The organism is Tardiphaga robiniae (genome assembly GCF_001618955.1).
GTDB lineage: Bacteria > Pseudomonadota > Alphaproteobacteria > Rhizobiales > Xanthobacteraceae > Tardiphaga > Tardiphaga robiniae_A.
The window spans coordinates 503,038-523,622 of record NZ_LVYV01000001.1 but is presented as its reverse complement, the minus strand read 5'-3'; the positions used below and the strand labels follow the sequence as shown (position 1 = coordinate 523,622).

The 20,585-nt window shown below is 62.9% G+C and carries 17 protein-coding genes; 10 read left to right on the top strand and 7 right to left on the bottom strand.

Going from position 1 to position 20,585, the window contains the following annotated elements; all coding sequences use genetic code 11:
• Positions 1-299 precede the first annotated feature (299 nt).
• The 5 genes from A4A58_RS02500 (at position 300) to A4A58_RS29480 (ending at position 7,442) form a co-directional block, all read left to right on the top strand.
• Positions 300-1,259 (top strand): DUF3108 domain-containing protein, encoded by a 960-nt coding sequence (locus A4A58_RS02500; protein WP_244499634.1) that lies wholly within the window; start codon positions 300-302, stop codon positions 1,257-1,259.
• A gap of 548 nt (positions 1,260-1,807) precedes the next feature.
• The gene (locus tag A4A58_RS02495) at positions 1,808-5,311 is read left to right on the top strand and encodes a helicase-related protein (protein ID WP_068729472.1); all 3,504 of its coding nucleotides are present in this window, start codon (positions 1,808-1,810) and stop codon (positions 5,309-5,311) included.
• A 48-nt stretch (positions 5,312-5,359) separates the two neighbouring features.
• Positions 5,360-5,629 (top strand): RNA-binding S4 domain-containing protein, encoded by a 270-nt coding sequence (locus tag A4A58_RS02490; protein WP_068729470.1) that lies wholly within the window; start codon positions 5,360-5,362, stop codon positions 5,627-5,629.
• Between the two features lie 151 nt (positions 5,630-5,780).
• Positions 5,781-6,119 (top strand): ferredoxin FdxA, encoded by a 339-nt coding sequence (gene fdxA, locus A4A58_RS02485; protein ID WP_068730400.1) that lies wholly within the window; start codon positions 5,781-5,783, stop codon positions 6,117-6,119.
• 258 nt (positions 6,120-6,377) lie between these two features.
• Positions 6,378-7,442 (top strand): CarD family transcriptional regulator, encoded by a 1,065-nt coding sequence (locus A4A58_RS29480; protein ID WP_433993609.1) that lies wholly within the window; start codon positions 6,378-6,380, stop codon positions 7,440-7,442.
• 84 nt (positions 7,443-7,526) lie between these two features.
• Here the strand turns inward: A4A58_RS29480 and A4A58_RS02475 are convergent, their stop codons facing one another.
• On the bottom strand, positions 7,527-9,059 hold the full coding sequence (locus A4A58_RS02475; RefSeq protein ID WP_081421667.1) for a M48 family metalloprotease: 1,533 nt from the start codon (positions 9,057-9,059) through the stop codon (positions 7,527-7,529).
• A gap of 32 nt (positions 9,060-9,091) precedes the next feature.
• Positions 9,092-9,880: a thermonuclease family protein gene (locus tag A4A58_RS02470; RefSeq protein WP_081421724.1), complete on the bottom strand. Its 789-nt coding sequence runs from the start codon at positions 9,878-9,880 to the stop codon at positions 9,092-9,094.
• Between the two features lie 198 nt (positions 9,881-10,078).
• Here A4A58_RS02470 and A4A58_RS02465 point away from each other — a divergent pair, with 198 nt between their 5' ends.
• The 4 genes from A4A58_RS02465 to A4A58_RS02450 all read left to right on the top strand — a co-directional run bounded on the left by A4A58_RS02465 (position 10,079) and on the right by A4A58_RS02450 (position 15,130).
• Positions 10,079-11,284 (top strand): ABC transporter substrate-binding protein, encoded by a 1,206-nt coding sequence (locus A4A58_RS02465; protein ID WP_068729468.1) that lies wholly within the window; start codon positions 10,079-10,081, stop codon positions 11,282-11,284.
• Positions 11,285-11,340: 56 nt separating this feature from the next.
• Positions 11,341-12,129, top strand: a complete 789-nt coding sequence (locus tag A4A58_RS02460; RefSeq protein ID WP_068729467.1) for an enoyl-CoA hydratase — start codon at positions 11,341-11,343, stop codon at positions 12,127-12,129.
• 2 nt (positions 12,130-12,131) lie between these two features.
• Positions 12,132-12,893 carry a hypothetical protein gene (locus A4A58_RS02455; RefSeq protein WP_433993601.1) on the top strand — a complete coding sequence of 254 codons (762 nt, stop codon included), beginning with the start codon at positions 12,132-12,134 and terminating at the stop codon, positions 12,891-12,893.
• A gap of 110 nt (positions 12,894-13,003) precedes the next feature.
• Positions 13,004-15,130: an acetate--CoA ligase family protein gene (locus tag A4A58_RS02450; RefSeq protein ID WP_068729463.1), complete on the top strand. Its 2,127-nt coding sequence runs from the start codon at positions 13,004-13,006 to the stop codon at positions 15,128-15,130.
• 78 nt (positions 15,131-15,208) lie between these two features.
• Here A4A58_RS02450 and A4A58_RS02445 read toward each other — a convergent pair whose 3' ends face one another.
• The 3 genes from A4A58_RS02445 to A4A58_RS02435 all read right to left on the bottom strand — a co-directional run bounded on the left by A4A58_RS02445 (position 15,209) and on the right by A4A58_RS02435 (position 18,409).
• Positions 15,209-16,015 carry an enoyl-CoA hydratase/isomerase family protein gene (locus A4A58_RS02445; protein ID WP_068729461.1) on the bottom strand — a complete coding sequence of 269 codons (807 nt, stop codon included), beginning with the start codon at positions 16,013-16,015 and terminating at the stop codon, positions 15,209-15,211.
• 141 nt (positions 16,016-16,156) lie between these two features.
• Positions 16,157-17,317 carry an acyl-CoA dehydrogenase family protein gene (locus A4A58_RS02440; protein WP_068729459.1) on the bottom strand — a complete coding sequence of 387 codons (1,161 nt, stop codon included), beginning with the start codon at positions 17,315-17,317 and terminating at the stop codon, positions 16,157-16,159.
• A gap of 27 nt (positions 17,318-17,344) precedes the next feature.
• Complete coding sequence (locus A4A58_RS02435) at positions 17,345-18,409, bottom strand: acyl-CoA dehydrogenase family protein (RefSeq protein ID WP_068729457.1); 1,065 nt, start codon at positions 18,407-18,409, stop codon at positions 17,345-17,347.
• Positions 18,410-18,665: 256 nt separating this feature from the next.
• Here A4A58_RS02435 and A4A58_RS02430 point away from each other — a divergent pair, with 256 nt between their 5' ends.
• Positions 18,666-19,451, top strand: coding sequence for an SDR family NAD(P)-dependent oxidoreductase (locus A4A58_RS02430; RefSeq protein ID WP_068730396.1), 786 nt, complete (start codon positions 18,666-18,668; stop codon positions 19,449-19,451).
• Between the two features lie 74 nt (positions 19,452-19,525).
• Here the strand turns inward: A4A58_RS02430 and A4A58_RS02425 are convergent, their stop codons facing one another.
• Positions 19,526-19,795, bottom strand: a complete 270-nt coding sequence (locus A4A58_RS02425) for a GlsB/YeaQ/YmgE family stress response membrane protein (RefSeq protein ID WP_068729455.1) — start codon at positions 19,793-19,795, stop codon at positions 19,526-19,528.
• A gap of 27 nt (positions 19,796-19,822) precedes the next feature.
• A complete protein-coding gene (locus A4A58_RS02420; RefSeq protein WP_068730395.1) occupies positions 19,823-20,452 on the bottom strand; it encodes a YidB family protein in 630 nt (209 codons plus the stop codon).
• Positions 20,453-20,585: the final 133 nt, after the last annotated feature.

Sequence of the window (20,585 nt, the reverse complement as noted above, 5' to 3'; positions counted from 1 at the left end):
TCCATTTCAGGAGTGGCGGACGTATAGGGGGCTTGGCCACGGTCGTCAAGATATCCGGCCCGCTAAAGTCGCGGCAAAACCGGCAAAAGCCTGCACATTCGGGCGCTGTATAGCCGGTCCCGCAGGCGGAAACCACACGGAATTCAACGCGGTTCCCATCATATAAACGACGTATTCGGGCCGGAAACAGGTCGCTCCAGCCGAATTCAGCGATGCGGCCCTGCGCCTTTGGCCGGGGATCGCCGACCAGGTGATATCAGCAAGTGAGCCCTCGCACGCCCCGCTTTGTGACCCGACCGGTGACGACCCCGCGGACCGCCGCGCCTGCAAGAGTGCGATTTGCGGGTTTTGGCGCGCGTTTCGCCGTCGCCGCGGGCCTGATGCTGCCGGTTTTGCCGGTGGAGGCCACGGCGCAGGCGCAAGGCCAGATCCAAAGCCAAACTCAAGGCCAGGCCCCGGCCGCCGTGCCGGTTCAGGCCCCCGCCCAGGCGGTGTTGGCCGGCGGCAAGCTCGAGGCCAAATATGAAGCCAGCCTCGCCGGCATCGCGGTAGGCAAGGGCCAGTGGGCCATCGACATCAATGAAGACCAGTATTCCGCGACGGCCAGTGGCGGCACCGCAGGTTTGCTGAAGGCATTTGCCGGCGGCTCGGGCTCCGGCCAGTCCACCGGCCGCGTGGTCGCGGGCGCGCTGGTGCCATCGAATTATCAGGCCGTCACCACCTCCGCGAAGAAGTCCGAGACGATCAAGATGCTGATCACGCCGGGCTATGTGAAGGAGTTCTCCATCGAGCCGGAGCCGCCGCTCGATCCCGAGAAGATTCCGATCACCGATGCCCATCGCCGTAACGTGATCGATCCGATGACCGGCTCGCTGATGCGCGTCGGCGGCACCGGCGAGTTGATGACGCCGGATTCGTGCCGCACCGCCGCGTCGATCTTCGATGGCCGCATGCGCTACGATCTCAAGCTCGACTATAAGCGCATGGAAAGCGTGAAGGCCGAGAAGGGCTATCGCGGGCCTGCCATCGTCTGCGCCGTCTATTTCACGCCGATCGCCGGCTATGTGCCCGACCGCGCCGCCATCAAATATCTTGCCGCCCAGCGCAATATCGAAGTGACCCTGGTGCCGATCGCCGGAACCCGCGTGCTGGTGCCGTATCGCATGGTGGTGCCGACCCCGCTTGGCGTCGCGATGCTGGAAGCCACCGAATTCGTCACCACCCCCGCGCCGGCCAAGGCCGTGGCCAAGACGAACTGAGTCGACGAACGAGCAGAGCGCGAGGACACGTTCAAAGGAGGCAACCCACTCCGGCCTCATCCTGAGGAGCCCCGTCTTCGGGGCGTCTCCTGCGAATGGCAAAGCCATTCGCCCGGGATCGATGCAAGCTCCGGCCCCGCCAGCCCATGGTTCGAGACGCGCGAAGCCGCGCTCCTCACCATGAGGGACCGAGACGGGACGCTGCCGCAGGATTGCCGCAAGACAAAGTGCGCCATCGCAGCATCGTCGCAAACGCGCCGCAGGATTTGCGCAGGATCCCGGCTTGACTCAAAGCCGGTTCGGAGTCCGTGCGCTGTTCATAACTTCGGGGATTTGTCGGCCCTTGTTGCGCTGTCACAAACTTGATCTAGTCAGTCTCGGAGAATGTCAGCGCGAGATGTTGGGGTGATGCGGCCATGGAGGTGCCGAGTCACCGATTCGGGCCGCTTTCGTTCCGGACTCGTTCCAAACCATCAAAAAGCGCGGCTCTGAAGCGTCGTAACCTGTCTCGGTCTTGACAGTCGGCGACGCGGAAATATCTGAAAAACATGGCCTTTTTGTCTTCTCCGCCCACGCTGTCCAACGGCAGGGCCCCCGGCGCCGGCGTCACAGCAGTGCTCGGCCCCACCAATACCGGCAAGACCCACCTCGCCATCGAGCGCATGCTCGCGCATTCGTCGGGGATCATCGGCCTCCCGCTGCGCCTGCTGGCGCGCGAGGTCTATAACAAGATCCTCGACCGCGTCGGCCCCGAAGCCGTGGCGTTGATCACCGGCGAGGAGAAGATCAAGCCCGCCAAGCCGCGCTACTGGGTCTCCACCGTCGAGGCGATGCCGCGGGATCTCGACGTGTCGTTTCTGGCCGTCGATGAAATCCAGATCGCGGCAGATCTCGAACGCGGCCACGTCTTTACGGATCGCATCCTGCATCGCCGTGGCCGCGACGAGACGCTGCTGCTCGGCGCCGCCACCATGCGCCCGATCATCGAGCGGCTGCTTCCCGGCGCCAGCATCGTCACGCGGCCGCGTTTGTCGCATCTGGAATTCGCCGGCGATCGCAAGATCACGCGGCAGCCGCGCAGGACAGCGATTGTCGCATTTTCCGCCGATGAGGTTTACGCGATCGCCGAACTCATCAAGCGTCAGCACGGCGGCGCTGCGGTGGTGCTGGGCTCGCTGTCGCCGCGCACCCGCAACGCGCAGGTGGCGATGTTCCAGAATGGTGACGTTGACTACTTAGTGGCAACCGACGCGGTCGGAATGGGCCTCAATCTCGACGTCGATCACGTCGCCTTTGCCAGTGACCGCAAATATGACGGCTATCAATTCCGCCGCCTGACGCCGTCGGAATTCGCGCAGATCGCCGGCCGCGCCGGCCGCGCCACGCGCAACGGCACTTTCGGCACCACAGGCCGCTGCGAGCCGTTCGAGCCGGAGCTCGTCAATCAGCTGCAGAATCACATCTTCGAGCCGGTGAAGGTGCTGCAATGGCGCAATTCGAAGCTGGATTTCTCCTCGATCGCGTCACTGCAGGTCTCGCTGGCGGAGGTGCCGCGCCACGAGGCGCTGACCCGTGCGCCGATCGCCGAAGACCTGCGCGTGCTCGATCATGCCGTCCGTGACGTCGACGTGCGCGAGATGGCGCAGGGCAAGGCCGCCGTCGAGAAACTGTGGGACGCCTGCCAGATCCCGGATTACCGCCGCATCGCGCCCGCTGCCCACGCAGAGCTGGTAGTCACCATCTTCAACTTCCTGATGCAGCGTGGGCGCATCCCCGATGCCTGGTTTGGCGCTCAAATCGCGCAAGCGGATCGAACCGATGGCGATATCGACACGTTATCGGGCCGAATCGCGCAAATCCGGACCTGGACATTCGTGGCAAATCGGCCGGATTGGCTGTCAGATCCTGATCATTGGCAGGGAATTTCGCGCGAATTGGAAAATAAACTGTCAGATGCCCTTCATGAGAGGCTCACTGAGCGTTTCGTTGATCGTCGTACCAGTGTATTGATGCGCCGCTTGCGGGAAAACACGATGCTGAATACTGAAATTGGTAAGACGGGCGAAGTGATCGTAGAGGGCCATGTAATTGGCCGTCTCGACGGATTTACATTTTTGCCCGATGCGGCCGAGGCTGGCTCGGATGCGAAGGCCTTGCAGGCCACGGCGCTGAAGGCGCTGGCCGGCGAGATCGACGCGCGCGCCGAGAAACTCGGCAACGCGCCGGACGATCAGTTCGTGCTCGCCTCCGACGGCACCATGCGCTGGACCGGCGATGCGGTGGCCCGTCTGGTCGCAGCCGACGATGTGCTGCATCCCCGTCTCCGCATCATCGCTGATGAGCGCCTCTCCGGCGCGCCGCGCGATGCGGTTCAGGCCCGCCTCGATCTCTGGCTGAAGACGCATATAGAGAAGCTGCTCGGGCCGCTGTTCGATCTCACCAAGGCCGAAGACATCACCGGTATCGCGCGCGGAATCGCGTTCCAGCTCACCGAAGCATTGGGTGTGCTGGAACGGCAGAAGATCGCGACCGAGATGAAGGATCTCGATCAGCCGTCACGCGCGACCTTGCGCAAATACGGCGTCCGCTTCGGCGCCTATCACATTTATATTCCCGGCCTGCTGAAGCCTGCGGGGCGTTCGCTCGCGGCGCTGCTCTGGGCGTTGAAGCAGGACAATGTCGACATGTCGGCGCTGTCGAGCGCACAGCATCTCGCAGGGTCGGGCCGTACATCCTTCCCGGTCGACAAATTGCTCGATCGCGATGCCTATCGCGTGCTGGGCTATCGCCAGTGCGGCGAGCGCGCCGTGCGCGTCGATATTCTCGAACGTCTGGCCGATCTGATCCGTCCCGCGCTGGCCTGGCGTGAAGCCTCGCCGGGTGAGAAGCCTGCGGGCGCCTTCGATGGCCGCCACTTCGTAGTGACGCAGGCGATGACCTCGCTCACCGGCTCGGCCGGCGAAGATTTCGCCTCGATCCTGCGTGCCCTGGGCTATCGCATGGAGAAGAAGGCGCCGCTGCCGCCGGCGCCGCCGAAGCCGGTCGCTGCGACAACGCCGATTGAGGTCAAGGCTGACGACAAGGCTGACGACAACACGGGCGATCAGCCTGACGCACTGGTGGGACTTGCCGAGTCTGACATGCCCGGTGAGGACAATGTCATTGCGGTCGAGGCTGCCGCTGAAGCGGCCGAGACGGCTGAGATCGCGACTGCCGAGGCAGCCGCCGATGCAACTGCTGATGCAGCTCCGGTTGAAGAAGCTGTCGCCGCACCGTCGGCGTCGCTGTTGCCTGAAGTCGCGCTGGTGCCGAGCACCGCGCCTGAAGCTGCACCTGTTGAAGGGACAGCTTCCGTCGAAGCGCAGCCCGAGCCCGCGGAGGCCATTGTCGAAACCGAGACTGTTGCCGAGACCGCACCTGCTGCCGTGGCCGATGCTGCTGCGCCTGCCGAGGGCGACGCCGCTGCGGTTCCTGCCGTCGCTGCCGAGCCCGAACTGGTCGAAGTCTGGCGCCCGGGTGGCCGTTCGGAAGAACGTCGTCCGCCGCGCCACGACCGCAACCGCAACCGCCACCATCGCAACACCAATGCCCCGCAGGGCGCTGCGCAATCGGCTCCCGCCGAAGGCGCCGTGGCCGATGGCGAGAAGCGCGAGCGGCATGACCGCAACGGTAACGATCGGGGTGGCCAGGGCCGCCGCGATCGCAACAATAACAACGAGTTCCGCCGTCCGCGCAGCGATGCGCCGGCCGCCGCGGTCTCTGCCGAAGGTGCGCCGAACCGCGACAACCGTGGCAATCGCGGTAACCGCGACAGCAAGCCGGGCGATGGTGGCCGTCCGCCGCGTGAGCGCGAACGCTTCCAGGGCAAGGGCAAAGGCCCCTTCAAGGGCGGCGACAAGGGCCGTGAAGGCCGTGGCAACGATCGCGGCGGGGCGACCCGTCCATTCGCCACATCGGCCGCACCGCGCGAACGGGACCGTCCGATCGATCCGAACTCCCCCTTCGCGAAACTCGCCGCGCTCAAGGAACAGCTCAGCGGCCGCAAGGATTGATGCAGGTCATGCAAGGCGGCACAGCGCCGCCATTTGGTGGTGTGTCGATTGGAGCGCCAGCGTCTTGATAAATGGTTGTGGCACGCGCGGGTGGTCAAGGCCCGCACCAGTGCCGCTGCGCTGGTGGAAGGCGGCAAGATTCGCATCAATGGCGAGCGCGAGAAATCGCCCGGCCACGGTGTGAAGATCGGCGACGTGCTCACGGTCGCGCTGGATCGCACCGTGCGGGTGATGAAGGTCGAGGGCTTCTCGGAACGGCGCGGCGACGCCACTGCGGCGCGCGTGCTCTATACCGATTTGCAACACCTCTCAGAGTAACTATCTAGGCTAGATGCCGCGTCCAACGCGGGTTTCGTGGCAGGCTTTTCCCTTGGTCGAAATGCCCTGATCTATGCGGGCCGCATCCCTTGCGGCTGCGGGGTTGGTGCGCTACGCAAACACTGAATATCGATCGTTTCCGGAGTTCTGGATGACTTACGTCGTCACCGACAATTGCATCAAATGTAAATACACCGACTGCGTCGAAGTGTGTCCCGTGGACTGCTTCTACGAGGGTGAAAACATGCTGGTCATCCATCCGGACGAATGCATCGATTGCGGTGTCTGCGAGCCTGAATGCCCGGCGGACGCGATCAAGCCTGATACCGAAGGCAATATCGAGAAGTGGCTGCAGATCAATCTGGAACACGCCAAGACGTGGCCGAACATCACCCAGAAGATCGACGAACTGCCCGAAGCCAAGGAATTCGATGGTCAGGAAGGCAAGTACGAGAAGTATTTCTCGGCGGCGCCTGGCAAGGGCGACTGAGTTCCCCGGTCACAGCGATCAAGCAATTGATTGGGTGACCCCGATACCCCAGCCACACGAAATTTACCCTAGCCCCGATTATGCCCCGGAAGTGGCCGCCGAGCGGCCGCGACAGGGCATAAATCATTGATTTTTGCGGGAAATGTGCTATAATAGGCACAATTCAAGAAGCTGGACCATGTGGTGCCGCTCGATTTGGCCCTGCCGGGTTCCCGTTTAAACATCAAACAGGGGCGTGGCGGTTTCCACGCGCAGGCTGTGTCACAGAAAACGCGTAAAAAGAGTGTTTCCAAGGCTGCTGTTTCGAAGAAGGCTACTGCTTCGAAGGTTTTGGATCCGAAGGCTTCCAAGAAAACAACTGCGGCGAGCCGCGTTGTGAAGGGTCCTGCTGCGAAGAATTCTGTCACCAAAGGCCGTGCCCGGGCCCCTGTCAAGGACACCCGGACCGCCGCGAAGGCTGCGGCTGAAAAGTCCTCCAAAAATAAAAGAAGTGCAATGCCAAATAAGACTGCCAAACCTGCCCCGAAGGCTGCTGCTTCGAAGACTCCTGCCGCCAAGCCTGCTGCGCCGAAGACGGCTGCGAAGGCTCCTGTGGCCAAGGCCCCGGTCGCTGCGCCCGCTGTGAAGGCTGCTGCGCCGAAGGAAGTTGCCAAGGTTGTTGCGAAGCCCGTGGCTGCCAAGCCGGCGCCCGCTGCGGCCCCGCGTGTCGAAGAGCCGAAGAAGCCGCTGACCCAGCGTCAGGGCTTCAAGACCAACGAATTCGTGGTCTATCCGGCGCATGGTGTTGGCCAGATCCTCGCCATCGAGGAACAGGAAATTGCAGGCGCCAGGCTCGAACTCTTCGTGATCAATTTCATGAAGGACAAGATGACCCTGCGCGTTCCGACCGCGAAGGTCGCGAATGTCGGCATGCGCAAGCTGTCCGAGCCGGCGCTGGTCAAGCGCGCGCTGGAGACGCTGAAGGGCCGCGCCCGCATCAAGCGCACCATGTGGTCGCGCCGTGCGCAGGAATATGAAGCGAAGATCAATTCGGGCGATATCGTTGCCATCGCTGAAGTGGTGCGCGATCTGTTCCGCTCCGACTCGCAGCCCGAGCAATCCTACAGCGAACGTCAGCTGTATGAAGCAGCCCTCGATCGTCTGTCGCGCGAAATCGCCGTGGTCCAGCACGTCACCGAAACTGAAGCGGTCAAGGAGATCGAAGGCCAACTCGCCAAGAGCCCGCGCCGTGGCGCCAAGGCTGAGGCAGGCGCCGAAGCCGGTGCTGACGATGCCGACAGCGATGGTGACGATGATGTCGCCGCCGCGGACGAGGCTGCATAAGCAGCGTCTCGCAAATTGAATACGAAAAGCCCGGCCGAGAGGCCGGGCTTTTTTGTTGTCGATTGAGCAGTAACTGGGTGGATCTCAATCCACCACGATCTTGACGCGGTCGCGGGCTTTCACGCTGGCGTTGTTCTCGAGTCCGTTCAACACGCGGAAGCGCTCCAGCGGACGATCGATGCCGCTCATGCGATGCGACAGTGACTCCACGGTGTCTCCGGGCTGCACGGTGATCACCTTGATGCGCAGCGGACGGGCGGCCTGAATCTCAGCCAGCGTCAGGCGGCGGAACGAGTTGACGGTGTCGCGGGCGTTACGTTCGCTCTCGGTACTCTTCTGCTTGGCGGCGAAGATGAAACGATAGACGTCGCTGCCGAAGCGCAGCGCGTATACGCGGAATTGCCACTGGTCGCCGCGCGCGATGGCCGACGCTGCCGGGAAGCCGTTGATGGTCAGTTCTTCCGTGGTGGCTTTGTCGACATTCTCCATCCAGCCGGAATTGAGATAGTCGCTCAGCGTCTGTTCGGACGGTACGCGCACCACGTCGAAGCGCATAGCCTGATTGCCGCCCTCGCGCACACCGATCACAGCCTGCGCCGTATTATCGAGGGTGAATGCCTCCGGCGCCTGGAAGGTGAAGCCGAGCTTGGGATGCAGGAAGCGGCGGCCGCGCACGAAACCTTCGCTCGGGTCCTCGCCATAGACGATACCGTCGATGGCCGTGAGATAGGTCTCGCGATCGCGCTCGCCGCCGTCCGGCGAAGAATATTGCCGCGCATTGGCCTGCGCATTCTGTACGCGCTCGGGCGTGGCCGGATGTGACGACAGGAAGTCCTGCGCGCGGGGATCGAGCGGCGTGCGGCTGGCCTTCAGCGCCGCGTTACGCTCCATCGCCGCGAGAAAGCGCGACGCGCCATACGGATCGAACTTTGCGCGGGCCGAGATGCCCACGCCGATGCCGTCGGCTTCGAACTCCTGCGCGCGCGAGAAGCTCGCCATCGTCAGTTTGGATTTGGCGAGCGCGAGCGCAGTGAGATCGGGATCGCTGCCCATATCGGTGACGACGCGGGTGACGATCGAGGCCTGCCGAGCCTGCTCCTCACGGATGGACGCGTGTTTGGCGAGCACATGCGCCATCTCGTGTGACAGCACCGATGAGATTTCGGATGTATCGCTGGCCAGCGCGATCAGGCCGAGCGTGACATAGAGTTGTCCGGTCGGCAGGGCGAAGGCGTTGACGGCGCCCGAATTGAGGATCGTGACCTTGTAGGCCAAGTCCGGTCGCTCAGAGGCAGCAACCAGCCGATCGACAGTCTTGGTGATCAGTGACTCTAGCCGCGGGTCGTCATAAGCGCCGCCATAGGATGCGAGGATGCGCTCGTGTTCTTTCTCGGCGGCCGGGGTCTGCACCACGGCAGGCTTCGGCGGCTTGGCCGATGCCGTTGGCTTGACCGACGAGGCGGCCTCGAACCGGCTGGCATCGCCGCAGGCCGACAGAGCGAGCGTAGCGCACAGCAGGGCCGGCGTAGCCCAAAAGCGGCGGCTCAAGCTGGTTTGCCGTCCCACACCCGTCACGTCGTCCACTTTCTGCCCAAACAGCCCATTCGCCCAAATCATCTTCGCTCAAGCGAGCTTGCTGCCCAAGTGGCCTACTTGTCCCCGACCACTTCGATCTGCCACACCCCGAGCGCCTCGATCCGCGGCCCGCCGCGCCTCTCGATCCATCCCCGAACGCGAATATGTCGTCTTTCCAGGGACTTAAGCATAATTCCTGCCGTCTCGAAGGCGGCCATCATGCGCCTTGAAACGGTCACCGCAAAGTCCTCAGTCCAGCGACGCCCAAAATTGACGTAGGTCACCGTCCCAGCCTGACGAACCGACAGAACCCGCCCCTCGACCACCCCGAAACGCCCCACATCGGCCAAGATATCGCCGGGACTTTCCGCGTTTTTTATGACGTTGGTCTGAGCCCAGATTCCGCGCTTCAGCCGGCGGGCCGCGCCTTCCGCGGCGGCGAGTTCCGCTGCACAGGCTTTATCCGAAACCGTGCCGGAGGCGAGGGCGGCGCCCTGTGCCAGAAGCTGCGCCTGGAGCGACGGCGCAGCGGGATCGACGAAGACAAAAGCCGGTTGTCGGCCGTAGCGATCCGGCATGTCGCTTTCGCCGTACAAGGTGACATCACGGCCGGCAATCAATGCGAAGAGATCATTCGTCGGCCTTGATGAGTTTGCGATCGGCTCGATCCCCGCCAGACGGATCACGTTGCCGTCGCTCAAACGCAATGTTCTGACATCGATCACGTCGGCGACACGACCTTCGCCCTGCGCGGCGAACATGCAGGCGGCCGATGCAGATTGCGCGGATGTTGAAATGCCGATCACTGCCAGCAACAGCGTTGCGGCATGCGACACGTCACACTTTGCAGATGCGGCACGCATCACGCCACCTTGCGAGCTCCGGTCAACCTCTCGTCGATCATAGCAAGCAATCCATTCCGCTTTGCGGAAAACCTGCGTGTCTTTGCAGCTATTCTTGGCAGCGTCGCCGCTTGCCGCTGTTGTTCCATTGCGGCATGATCGCGATAACAACAACACCGCGCACGAACAATAACAACGGCGCGTCTGAGGGAGGGACTTTTGAAGAAGATCATTTCAGGTCTGCTGGCGTCAGCAATGGCGTTCGCGGCAACAAGCGCCATGGCGCAGACCAAGCCGCTGAAGCTCGGCGCCATTCTCGATATGTCGGGCCTGTATGCCGATATCACCGGCGTCGGCAGCGAGACAGCTGCCAAGATGGCTGCGGAAGATTTCGGCGGTGAAGTACTGGGCCGCAAGATCGAGATCATTGCTGCCGACCATCTCAACAAGGCTGATCTGTCCGCCAACATTGCGCGCGACATGCTCGACAATCAGGGCGTCGAGGCGATCATCGACGTTGCGGCATCCGCGACCGCGCTGGCTGCGAGTGAAATCGCGCGCGCGCGCAACAAGATCATCATCTTCAACGGCCCGGGCTCGATCCGCCTCAGCAACGAGGCCTGCGGCCCCTATACGGTGCATTACGTGTTCGACACCTATGCGCAGGCCAATGTGACCGGCCTCGCCACCGTGAAGAACGGCCTCGATACCTGGTTCTTCCTGTCGGCGGACTATGCGTTCGGTCAGGATCTCGAAAAGGACACCACGGCCGTCGTCACCAAGGCTGGCGGCAAGGTGCTGGGATCGGTGAAGCACCCGCTGAATACGTCGGACTTCTCGTCCTTCCTGCTGCAGGCGCAGAGCTCCAAAGCCAAGGTCGTCGGCCTCGCCAATGCCGGCGGTGACACCATCACCGCGATCAAGCAGGCGGCCGAATTCGGCCTGACCCGCAGCGGTGGCCAGAAGTTGTCGCCGCTGCTGGCCTTCATTTCCGATATCGACAGTGTCGGTCTTGATACTGCACAGGGCCTGATCCTGGCGGAAGCGTTCTACTGGGATCTCAATGACGAGACGCGCGCGTTCACCAAGCGCTTCCAGGAGCGCACCAAGCGCGTACCGACCTCGGCCCAGGCCGGCGTCTATTCATCGGTTCTGCATTATCTCAAGGCTGTGAAGGCTGCCGGCACCACGGACTCGGCTCCGGTCATGAAACTCATGAAGGAGACGCCGATCAACGACATGTTTGCCAAGAACGGCCGGATTCGCGAGGACGGCCGCATGGTGCATGACATGTACCTGTTCGAGGTGAAGAAGCCGTCGGAATCCAAGGGCCGCTGGGACGACTACAAGCTGCTGGCAACCGTTCCCGCAGAGCAAGCATTCCAGCCGCTGGAAGCCTCGCGCTGCCCGCTGGTGAAAAAGTAATCGTCGGGGCCTGAAGCTTGCCGGACGATCAAGAACAACAACAAGGAGCGCACTCAATGAGCGACATCGTCCTGCAGGACCTCGACAACGGTCTTCTGACCATCACCATGAATCGTCCGGATCGGCGCAATGCGCTCAATCCGGAGATGACACAGGGCCTGGTCGCGGCGGCCCGCCGCGCGCAGGAAGATCACGACGTCCGCGCTGTCCTCATCAAGGGCGCGGGCGGTACCTTCTGCGTCGGCGGCGACGTCAGGTCGATGGCGGCTGGACGCGCGCCGCTGCCGTTCGAAGCCAAGCGCGCCAACCTGCGCCGCGGCATGGAAGTATCGCGCATCCTGCACCAGATGGCGAAGCCGGTGGTGGCGCAGCTGGACGGCGCTGCCGCGGGCGCTGGCCTCTCCATCGCGCTGTCTTGCGATCTGCGCGTCGCCGCAAGCTCGGTGAAGATCACCACGGCTTTCGCCAAGGTTGGCTTCTCCGGCGATTATGGCGGCACCTATTTTCTGACCAAGATGCTCGGCAGCGCCAAGGCACGCGAGCTCTATCTGATGTCGCCGGTGCTCTCCGCACAGGAAGCGCTGGCGCTCGGCATGGTGACGAAGGTCGTCGATGACGCCGCGGTGGAGACAGCGGCACGCGACCTGGCAATGTCACTCGCACAGGGCCCGAGCATCACCTACGGCTACATCAAGACCAACATCAACAATGCCGAGACGATGACGCTCGAAGCCTGCTTCGACGCCGAGTCGATCCATCACACCCGCTGCAGCGACACCGACGATCACAAGGAGGCCGCCCAAGCCTTCGTCGAGAAGCGCAAGCCGGTCTTCAAGGGGCAATGACCATGAGCCAGATGCGGTTGCGGCAAGTTTGTCTGGTCGCTCCGCATCTGGAGCCAGTGGTGAGCGATATCGCGGCCATTCTCGGCCTCGATATCTGCTACCGCGACCCCCATGTCGGCAAATACGGCCTCGAAAATGCACTGATGCCGGTTGAGGCGACGTTGCTCGAAGTGGTCGCGCCGACGCAGCCGGGCACGGCGGCCGGGCGATTCATGGAGAAATCCGGCGGTCGCGGCGGCTATATGGTGATCCTGTCCTGCGAGGATCCTGACGAGCGCGGGCGCTTCGCCGCCAGCATCGGCGTGCGCACCGCCAATGTGATCGATCATCCGCCCTATCACGGCGTGCAATTGCATCCACGCGATTGCCGGGCTGCCTTCATCGAGTTCAATCACACCAAAGACAGCGATGACGATTTCGGGCCGTATCCGCCGGCCGGCCCGGACTGGCAGGAGGCGATCCGCCACGACATCACGCGCGCGCTGACCGAGGTCGAGCTGCAGAGTCCGGACCATTACGATCTGGCACAGCACTGGAGCAATATCATCGGCGTGCCGCTGACCTCGGCCCGCAACGACGATCCGCAGATCGCGTTCACGAACGGCTGTTTGCGCTTCGCCAAGGGCAAGACCGAGGCAATGACCGGGCTCACCTTTCGCGTCAACGACGTCGCGCAGGTGCTCGGCAGTGCACGGGCGCGGGGCTGTCCTTGCGCCGGGGATGCATTTCTGCTGGCCGGGGTCACGTTTCGCGTCGTTGCGTGATCGCGGCAATCGCCGCACGATCCCTTCTTGTTCTGATGCGTTTCCTTCATGCGAACCGGTATCCACTTCGCTCGGAAACGCTACGGCAACAACAATAAACGAGAAACGCCATGACTGTGACACGTCCGCATCCGCTGGACTCGTTCTTCAATCCATCCAGCATCGCCATTATTGGCGCCTCCCGCGATGTCACGAAGATCCCGGGCCTGCTCCTCTCCTTTCTCCGCAAGAACCAGTTCTCCGGCGCGATCTATCCAGTCAATCCGAACTATCCGGATATCGATGGGCTGACGTGCCATCCGACCATCGCAGCCATCGGGCAGCCGATCGATCTCGCCATCGTGATCATTCCTGCGCGCGTCGTGCTCGGCGCGCTTGAGGACTGCGCGACGCTCGGCGTCAAGCACGCGATCATCATCTCCTCCGGCTTTGCCGAGGAAGGCGGCGATTCCATCGCCATGCAGGATGCCATTGCGGCGCTGGCGCAACGCACGGGAATGCGCATATCCGGACCGAACGCCGAAGGGTATTACAACCAGATTGCCGGCATTGCCGCTACCTTCAGCCCGACCGTCGATGTAAAGCCGGATCAGCCGCGGTTGGTCGCTACCACGAAGCGGATCGGAATCGTCGCGCAATCCGGCGGTATCGGCTTTGCGATCTATAACCGCGCCAAGTCGCTCGGCATTGCCCTGAGCACCGTGATCTCGACCGGCAACGAGTCCGATCTCGGTGCCGGCGAATTCTTCGACTACATGGTGCAGGATACGGCAACCGACGTGATCCTGCTGTTCATCGAGGGCATTCGCGACGTCGACAAATTTCTCGCCGCGGCTCGCAAGGCGGCGGAGCTCGGCAAACCCGTCATCGTTGTAAAGGTCGGCCGCTCCGGTGCTGGCGAGCGCGCAGCAGCCTCGCATACCGCCAGCATGGCGGGCTGGACGGCCGCCTATGATGCGGTGTTCGCGCGCTATGGCTTCATCGTCTCCAACGATCTCGACGAAGCGGTGACCATCGCCGCCGTGCTGACCACGTCGCCGCTGCCGAAGGGCGATCGCGTCGCTGTCGTCACCGTCTCGGGCGGCGCAGGCATCTGGGGCGCTGATGCCGTGTCGACGCAGGGGCTGCAGGTGCCCGAATTGTCGGACGGCGTTCAGGCGACGATTCGCGGGCTGATCCCGTCCTACGGGTCGCCGTGCAATCCGATCGATATCACGGCCCAGGCGGTGCACAGCGGCGGGCTGCAAAAGACCATTGAACTGCTCGACAGGTCTGACGAGGTCGATGCAATCCTGGTGGTCATCTCGCTGTCGAGCGAGACGCGGATGCCGTTCAAGACGCCGGAGCTGAAGCCCGTCATTGCTGCGCAGAACAAACCGATCGTGTTCTGGTCCTATACGCTGTCGTCGAACTTCGCGCGCACCGGTCTCGCCGAATCCGGTGTGGTCGTGTTATCCGGCCTCACGCATGTCAGCGTCGCGTTCCGGCGACTTGTCGATCACGCCAGGTTCAATCTGGTTGAACCGGTCGCCACGGTCGCGGCTGCGCCGAACGATCTGGCTGAGCATCTGACCGCGCCGACGCTCTCCGAGTATGACAGCAAGACGCTGTTGCAGATTGCCGGTGTCGCGCTGCCAGGCGAGGTTCTTGTCACCGACAAATCGGCGCTAGATGCAGCGATTGCCAAGATCGGCTTCCCGCTGGTGATGAAAATCCAGTCGCGCGACATTCCGCATAAGAGCGAGGTCGGCGGCGTCAGGGTCGACATCACGACGAAGAATGAAGCCGCAGCTGCCTATGACGCGCTGATCGCCAGCGCCCGGCAGCACCGACCGCAGGCCGCGCTGCAGGGCGTGCTTGTTTCGCCGATGGCCAGGAAGGGTGTCGAGATCATCGTGGGCACACTACTGGACGAGACCTTTGGGCCGATGGTGATGGTCGGCCTTGGTGGAGTGACGGCGGAATTGTTCAAGGACGTGGTCTATCGTCCGGCGCCAGTGAGTGCCGACGAGGCTGCTTCCATGCTAGGCGCACTCAAGGCCGCGCCGTTGCTGAATGGCTTTCGCGGGACGCCGAAGGCAGACGTTTCAGCGGCAGCGGCGCTGATTGCGCAGATCTCACAGCTTGCGGCGCAGTTCGAGGGCGAAATCGCGGAGATCGAACTCAATCCCGTGCTCGTGCATCCCGCGAGTGAGGGAGTCACCATCGTCGATGCGCTGGTGGTGCGGAAGGGTTAGCGCGGCCGTCAAATAAAAATGGCCGGGCGAACCCGGCCATTTCATAGTGAGGTTTGAAAAAACAAACCCGACGGGGACTTAGCGCCCCTTGAAGTTCGGCACCCGGCGTTCGGCAGTCGCCGCAACGCCTTCCTTGAAATCTTCTGTCTTACGCAGGCGCGTCTGTTCGGCGAGTTCGTGCTCGGTCGCCTTGGCGACGCGGTCGGCGAGGCCGTTGCGCATAGTGGCGCGGGTCGACAGCAGGCCGAGCGGCGAGTTCTCGGCGATTTCCTCGGCGAGCTTGATGGCGGCGTCGCGCACCTCGGCCTGCGGCACCAGCACGTTGGCGAGGCCCATCTTCAGCGCTTCCTCACCGCCGACGCGGCGGCTGGTGTAGAACATCAGTTCCGCATTGTTCTTGCCGATAAGCTCGGTCAGAGACACGGTCAAGCCGAAGCCGGGATGGAAGCCGAGGCGGGTGAAGTTCGCCGCGAAACGGGTTTCCGGGCAGGCGACGCGGAAATCCGCGGAGACCGCGAGGCCGAGGCCGCCGCCGATGGCGGCGCCCTGGACGGCCGCAACGATTGGCTTCTTGGCGCGGAAGATGCGGACGGCTTCCATATAGAGATGGCCGATGGAGCCGAGATTGTCCGCGGGGTCGCCGCTCTTGGCGGCTGCCTCGGTTTCCTTGCGGTTGGGATCGCTGAAATCGGCGCCGGCGCAGAACGCCTTGCCCTGCGCGCACAGAACCGTCGCGCGGATTTCGAGATTGGCATCGATCTCGTCCAGCGCGTTGGCGATCTGCTGGATCAGCAGGATGTCGAAGAAGTTCAGAGGTGGCTTGCGAATCTCGATGATCGCAATGTGGCCGCGGGTCTCGACGGCGATGTCTTTGTAGGTGGTCATTTGTTTCCTCGTTCCTCGTCGTCTTTCCGGGGCGCGTACGCCACTTGGCGGACGCGAACCCGGAATCTTTATGTGTTCAATCATGTCGAGGTTCCGGGTTCGCCCGCGCGAAGATGCACGCGCGCCCCGGAACGACGAGTTTCAGCGCAGACCAAGCCCGCGCGCGATGATGCCGCGCAGGACTTCGGTGGTGCCGCCCTGAATGGTCAATTTTGGCGCCGTCTTGATCGCGAAGCCCAGCATCTCGTCCAGCGTGGCGTGATTGGACGCGCTGTCGTCGACGAAGGCTGCGAGTTCGCGCACGCGATGAGGCAACTGTTGCTCCCAGATCGTGCCGATATCCTTGACGATGGACGCTTCCACCACCGGCTCCTTGCCGGCCTGCAGCATGCCAGCCACCGACACCGACATGCGCCTCATGGTGTGGAGTTGGGCGACGAGACGGCCAATGCCTTCGGCGCTGCGGGTGTCAGGCTTCGGGCCGACGGCGCGGACCAGTTCGGTCAGCACGTAATAGGTCTCAAGGAAACGTTCGGGGCCGGATCGCTCATAAGCGAGCTCGCTGGTGGCCTGTTTCCAAGCGCTGTCGATCTCGCCCAGCATGTGGTCGTCCGGTACGAAGTGATCGGTGAAGACGACTTCGTTGAATTCGTACTGGCCGGTGATCTGCGCGATCGGGTTTACCGTGATCCCGGGCTTCTTCATATTGACCAGAAACTGCGTCAGCCCGTGGCGGCGATTTTCCTTGGTCGGCGGCGACGTCCGGAAGATCGCGATCATGTAGTCGGCCATATGCGCCGAGGTCGTCCAGATCTTGCTGCCATTGATCAGCCAGCCGCCGTTCGTCTTGGTGGCCTTGGTCTTGGCGGCGAACAGATCGGAGCCGGAATTCGGTTCGCTCATGCCGATGGAGAAACAGACCTCGCCGCGGCAGATGCGCGGCAGGATGTCCATCTTGATGTGCTCGGGGGCGTATTTCAGCAGCACCGGGCCGCTCTGGCGGTCGGCGACGAAAAAGCGGCGCACCGGCGCGTTGGCAACGCGCATCTCCTCGGTAACAACGTAGCGTTCGAGGAACGAGCGCTCGTGGCCGCCATATTTCTTGGGCCAGGTCATGCCGAGCCAGCCGCGCTCACCAACGCGTTTGCTGAATTCGGGATTGTCCGAGTCCTCGCGCTGAGGCTTGTGCGGATCGAAAGTGCCAGCGGCAATCTCCTCGGCGAGGAACGCGCGAACTTCCTTGCGCAGTTGCTCGCATTCGGCCGGCAGGCGGATCGGATCGAAACGAAGGGCTGCAGTCATGTGAAAGATCTCGTTTCTTGTGTTCGATCAGCGCGACGCAACCAGTGGCCACAGCTCGTCGGCACCGCGCGCGGCGACCAGTTTGCCGAGTTCGACCGCCCAGTAGCTCTCGCTGCCGAAATCGTCGCGCCATGCCAATGCGCGCAGCGTGTAGCGATGCAGGATGTGTTCCTGCGTGAAGCCGATGGCACCAAGGACCTGATGCGCGATGGCGGCGCCCTTTTCGGCGGCCTCGGAGCAACGGATCTTTGCGGCGGCGGCCTCGAGGAAGAGCGCGTCATCGAGCGGCGCGCCGCTGGAGAAGGCGTCAGCCGCGGAGCTGGCTGCGGCGAGGGCCGCGGAGGTCTCGCCCGCGAGCTTCGCCAGATTGTGCTGTACCGCCTGGAATTTCGAGATCTTCTTCTCGAACGCCACGCGCTCGCCGGAATAGTTCACGCTGATGCCGAGCATGGTTTCCAGTGCACCGGCAATCTGCTGGCTGCGCACGAGTGCGCCCATCAGCAACAGCGCGTTCTGATCGAAGCCCGATGGTGCAGATTGAAGGGTGATCGGCTTCACAGTGTCGAAATGCACCGTGTCGGACGGATCATCGGCGAGACCGAGCCCAGCCTCAATCCGGCAGGCGCTGGCGTCCACCAGCGCAATAGAGGCGCCGCCGAAGCCGGAGGCCACGACGGCGATGTGTTTCGCATCCGTCGCGAACGGCACGCCGCGTGCGCGGCCGGTGATTGTACCATCCGCGTTGAGCGTGAGGCGATCGCGCGGGCTTGCCGGCGCGACGGTCATCATGCCTTCGGGCGATTTGATCTGGGCCTGCGCGAGCAGCCAGCCGGCCAGCATGGTCTCGGCCAGCGGCACCGCAACGCCAGCGCGACCGGCGACGCTGAGGACGCTGAAACCTTCGGCCATGCTGGTGCCGGAGCCGTCGCACTCTTCAGGCACCCATGAGAGCGGCAGGCCTGCATCGGTCAGTGCCTGCCAGAGCGGCGCTTTCCAGCTGCCGTTCTTGTCGCGATTGATGGTCTGTGCGTCAGCGAGATCGGCGAAAATACGTTCCGCGGTTTCCGCAACGATATTGTCTGCGTCCGTCAAGGCGTTCCCCGTGTGCTAGCGCATCTCATTCGGCAGGAAATGCCGGGCATGGGCGCTGCCACTTTTCTTGCATTCATGATGCGGAAAAGGCGGAAGGAAGACAAGCGGGCTGGCCGCAGAGGGGCCTGCGGTGGCGGCATGATGTGTTGGAGCAGCGCAATTTAATTCCGCAAGGTGAACTTGTGCCGCGTTGTATACCAGCGCGGCCGCATTATGGTAGATCGCATCAGCATCAGAACAAGCAGAGGAAATGCAGATGGCAAGTGACGGTTTGTGCGTCGTGATTACAGGGGCGGCATCGGGGCTTGGTGCTGCGACCGCGGCCATTCTCGCCAAGGACGGCGCCCGTATTGTCATCAACTATTCGTCGAGTCAGAAGGAAGCTGAAGCCACTGCCGAGCTGTGCCGCGATGCGGGTGCAACCGAAGTCATCGTGGTTCAAGGCGATGTATCGAAGGACGACGATTGCAGGAACATCGTCGCGGCTGCCCAGCACTGGGGGCGGATCGATGCGCTGATCAACAACGCCGGCATGACCAAGCATGTGCCGCATCACGATCTCGATGGCCTGTCAGCGGAAGATTTCCAGCGCATCTACGCGGTCAACACGATCGGGCCCTATCAGATGGTGCGTGCGGCGCGCACCTTGCTCGAAGCCGGCGCCAAGGCGTCGGGTCGCGCCTCGGCCGTCGTCAATGTCTCGTCGATGGCCGGTATCACAGGCGGCGGTTCGTCAGTCGCCTATGCCGCCAGCAAGGGCGCGCTGAATTCGATGACGCTGTCGCTTGGCCGTGCATTGGCTCCGCTGATCCGCGTCAATACGGTCTGCCCTGGCTATATCGATACGCCATGGTTCACCAAGGGACGCGGTGCGGAAGGCGCTGCCAAAGTTCGCGATGCCGTGATCGCGCGGGTTCCGCTGAAGGTGGCCTCGACCGCGGAGGACGTCGCTGCCCTGATCTGTTTCCTCGCCACGCCGCCGTCGAGCAACATGACGGGCGAATTGGTGCGAATGGATGCCGGCATGCATCTGCTGGCCTGATCGGAAGCCTGCGTCAAACAGCAAAAAAGCCTCGGGTGATGCCCGAGGCTTTTTCATTCTCGATTGCTCGCAGATCAGCGACTGCCCGGATCCGAAATCACGTTGCGGGCGACCAGCCTGTTCCAGATGAACAGCACCACCAAGGCGCCGATCGTGGCAGTGATGAAGCCGGCACCCTGGTTCGGGCCGTAATGGCCGATCTGCTGGCCGATGAATGTCGCCAGGAATGCGCCGGCAATACCCAGGATAGTGGTCAGGATGAAGCCGCTGGGATTGTTAGGTCCTGGCGACAGAAGGCGGGCGATAATGCCAGCGATAAAGCCCACAACGAGAATCCAGATCATAGCAATATCCCCTCTTTCAAGTGCGCGTTAAACCCAGCTGGACTTAACTTCGTCTTCCGTGGGTAGCCGGCCATGCGGTGTGAACTGATTAACGGCATCGGGCAGCTCGTTGCTCAGCTCGGAGAGAAGCTGTTCACGTGACATGCCGGTGCGCGACGTCAGTTGCGCGATCTGATCGGCGCCAAGTGCGGCACCGAGATCGTTAGGCGAGATCTGCTTGTTCGGGCCGGAACTGACCCAGGAATCCGCGGCGTCGCCATGGCCGTTCTGCTGGAACTGCTTGAGCAGGTCGCCGAGGCCACCGCTGAGCACGCTGCCGGCGGCACCGCCCGCCAACAGACCGCCGAGCGGGCCCTTCAGAAGGTCCCCCAGGCCACCGCCGCCTGCTGCACTGCCAGAATTTCCGCCGAGGAGGCCGCCAAGCATACCACCGAGGCCGCTATCTTGCGCGCTGGCCTGTGTTGTATTCGGCGGCGGGATTTCTTGCGAGTGCCCCTGTGCCGCCGGTTGGCTACCAGTGAAGTGCTTGTAGCCCTTGTAGGCGAGCAGCGCGAGGATCGCCATCGTCATCGGCGACATGCCGCCGCTCTTGTCGTTGGGATCGCTGGGGCCACGCGGCCCGTTGGCCATGCCATTCAGAATGTCGAGCAAACCCATGATCATCTCCTGTTCTGCCAGCCCGGCGAAAGCATAGCTGCGCGGTATGACGCCTACAAGGCGTGTCGGTTCCGCCGATAGGCAGCGTTGCGGCATTTTGCTAGTAACGGATGCTGGATGAACGGGAGATGAC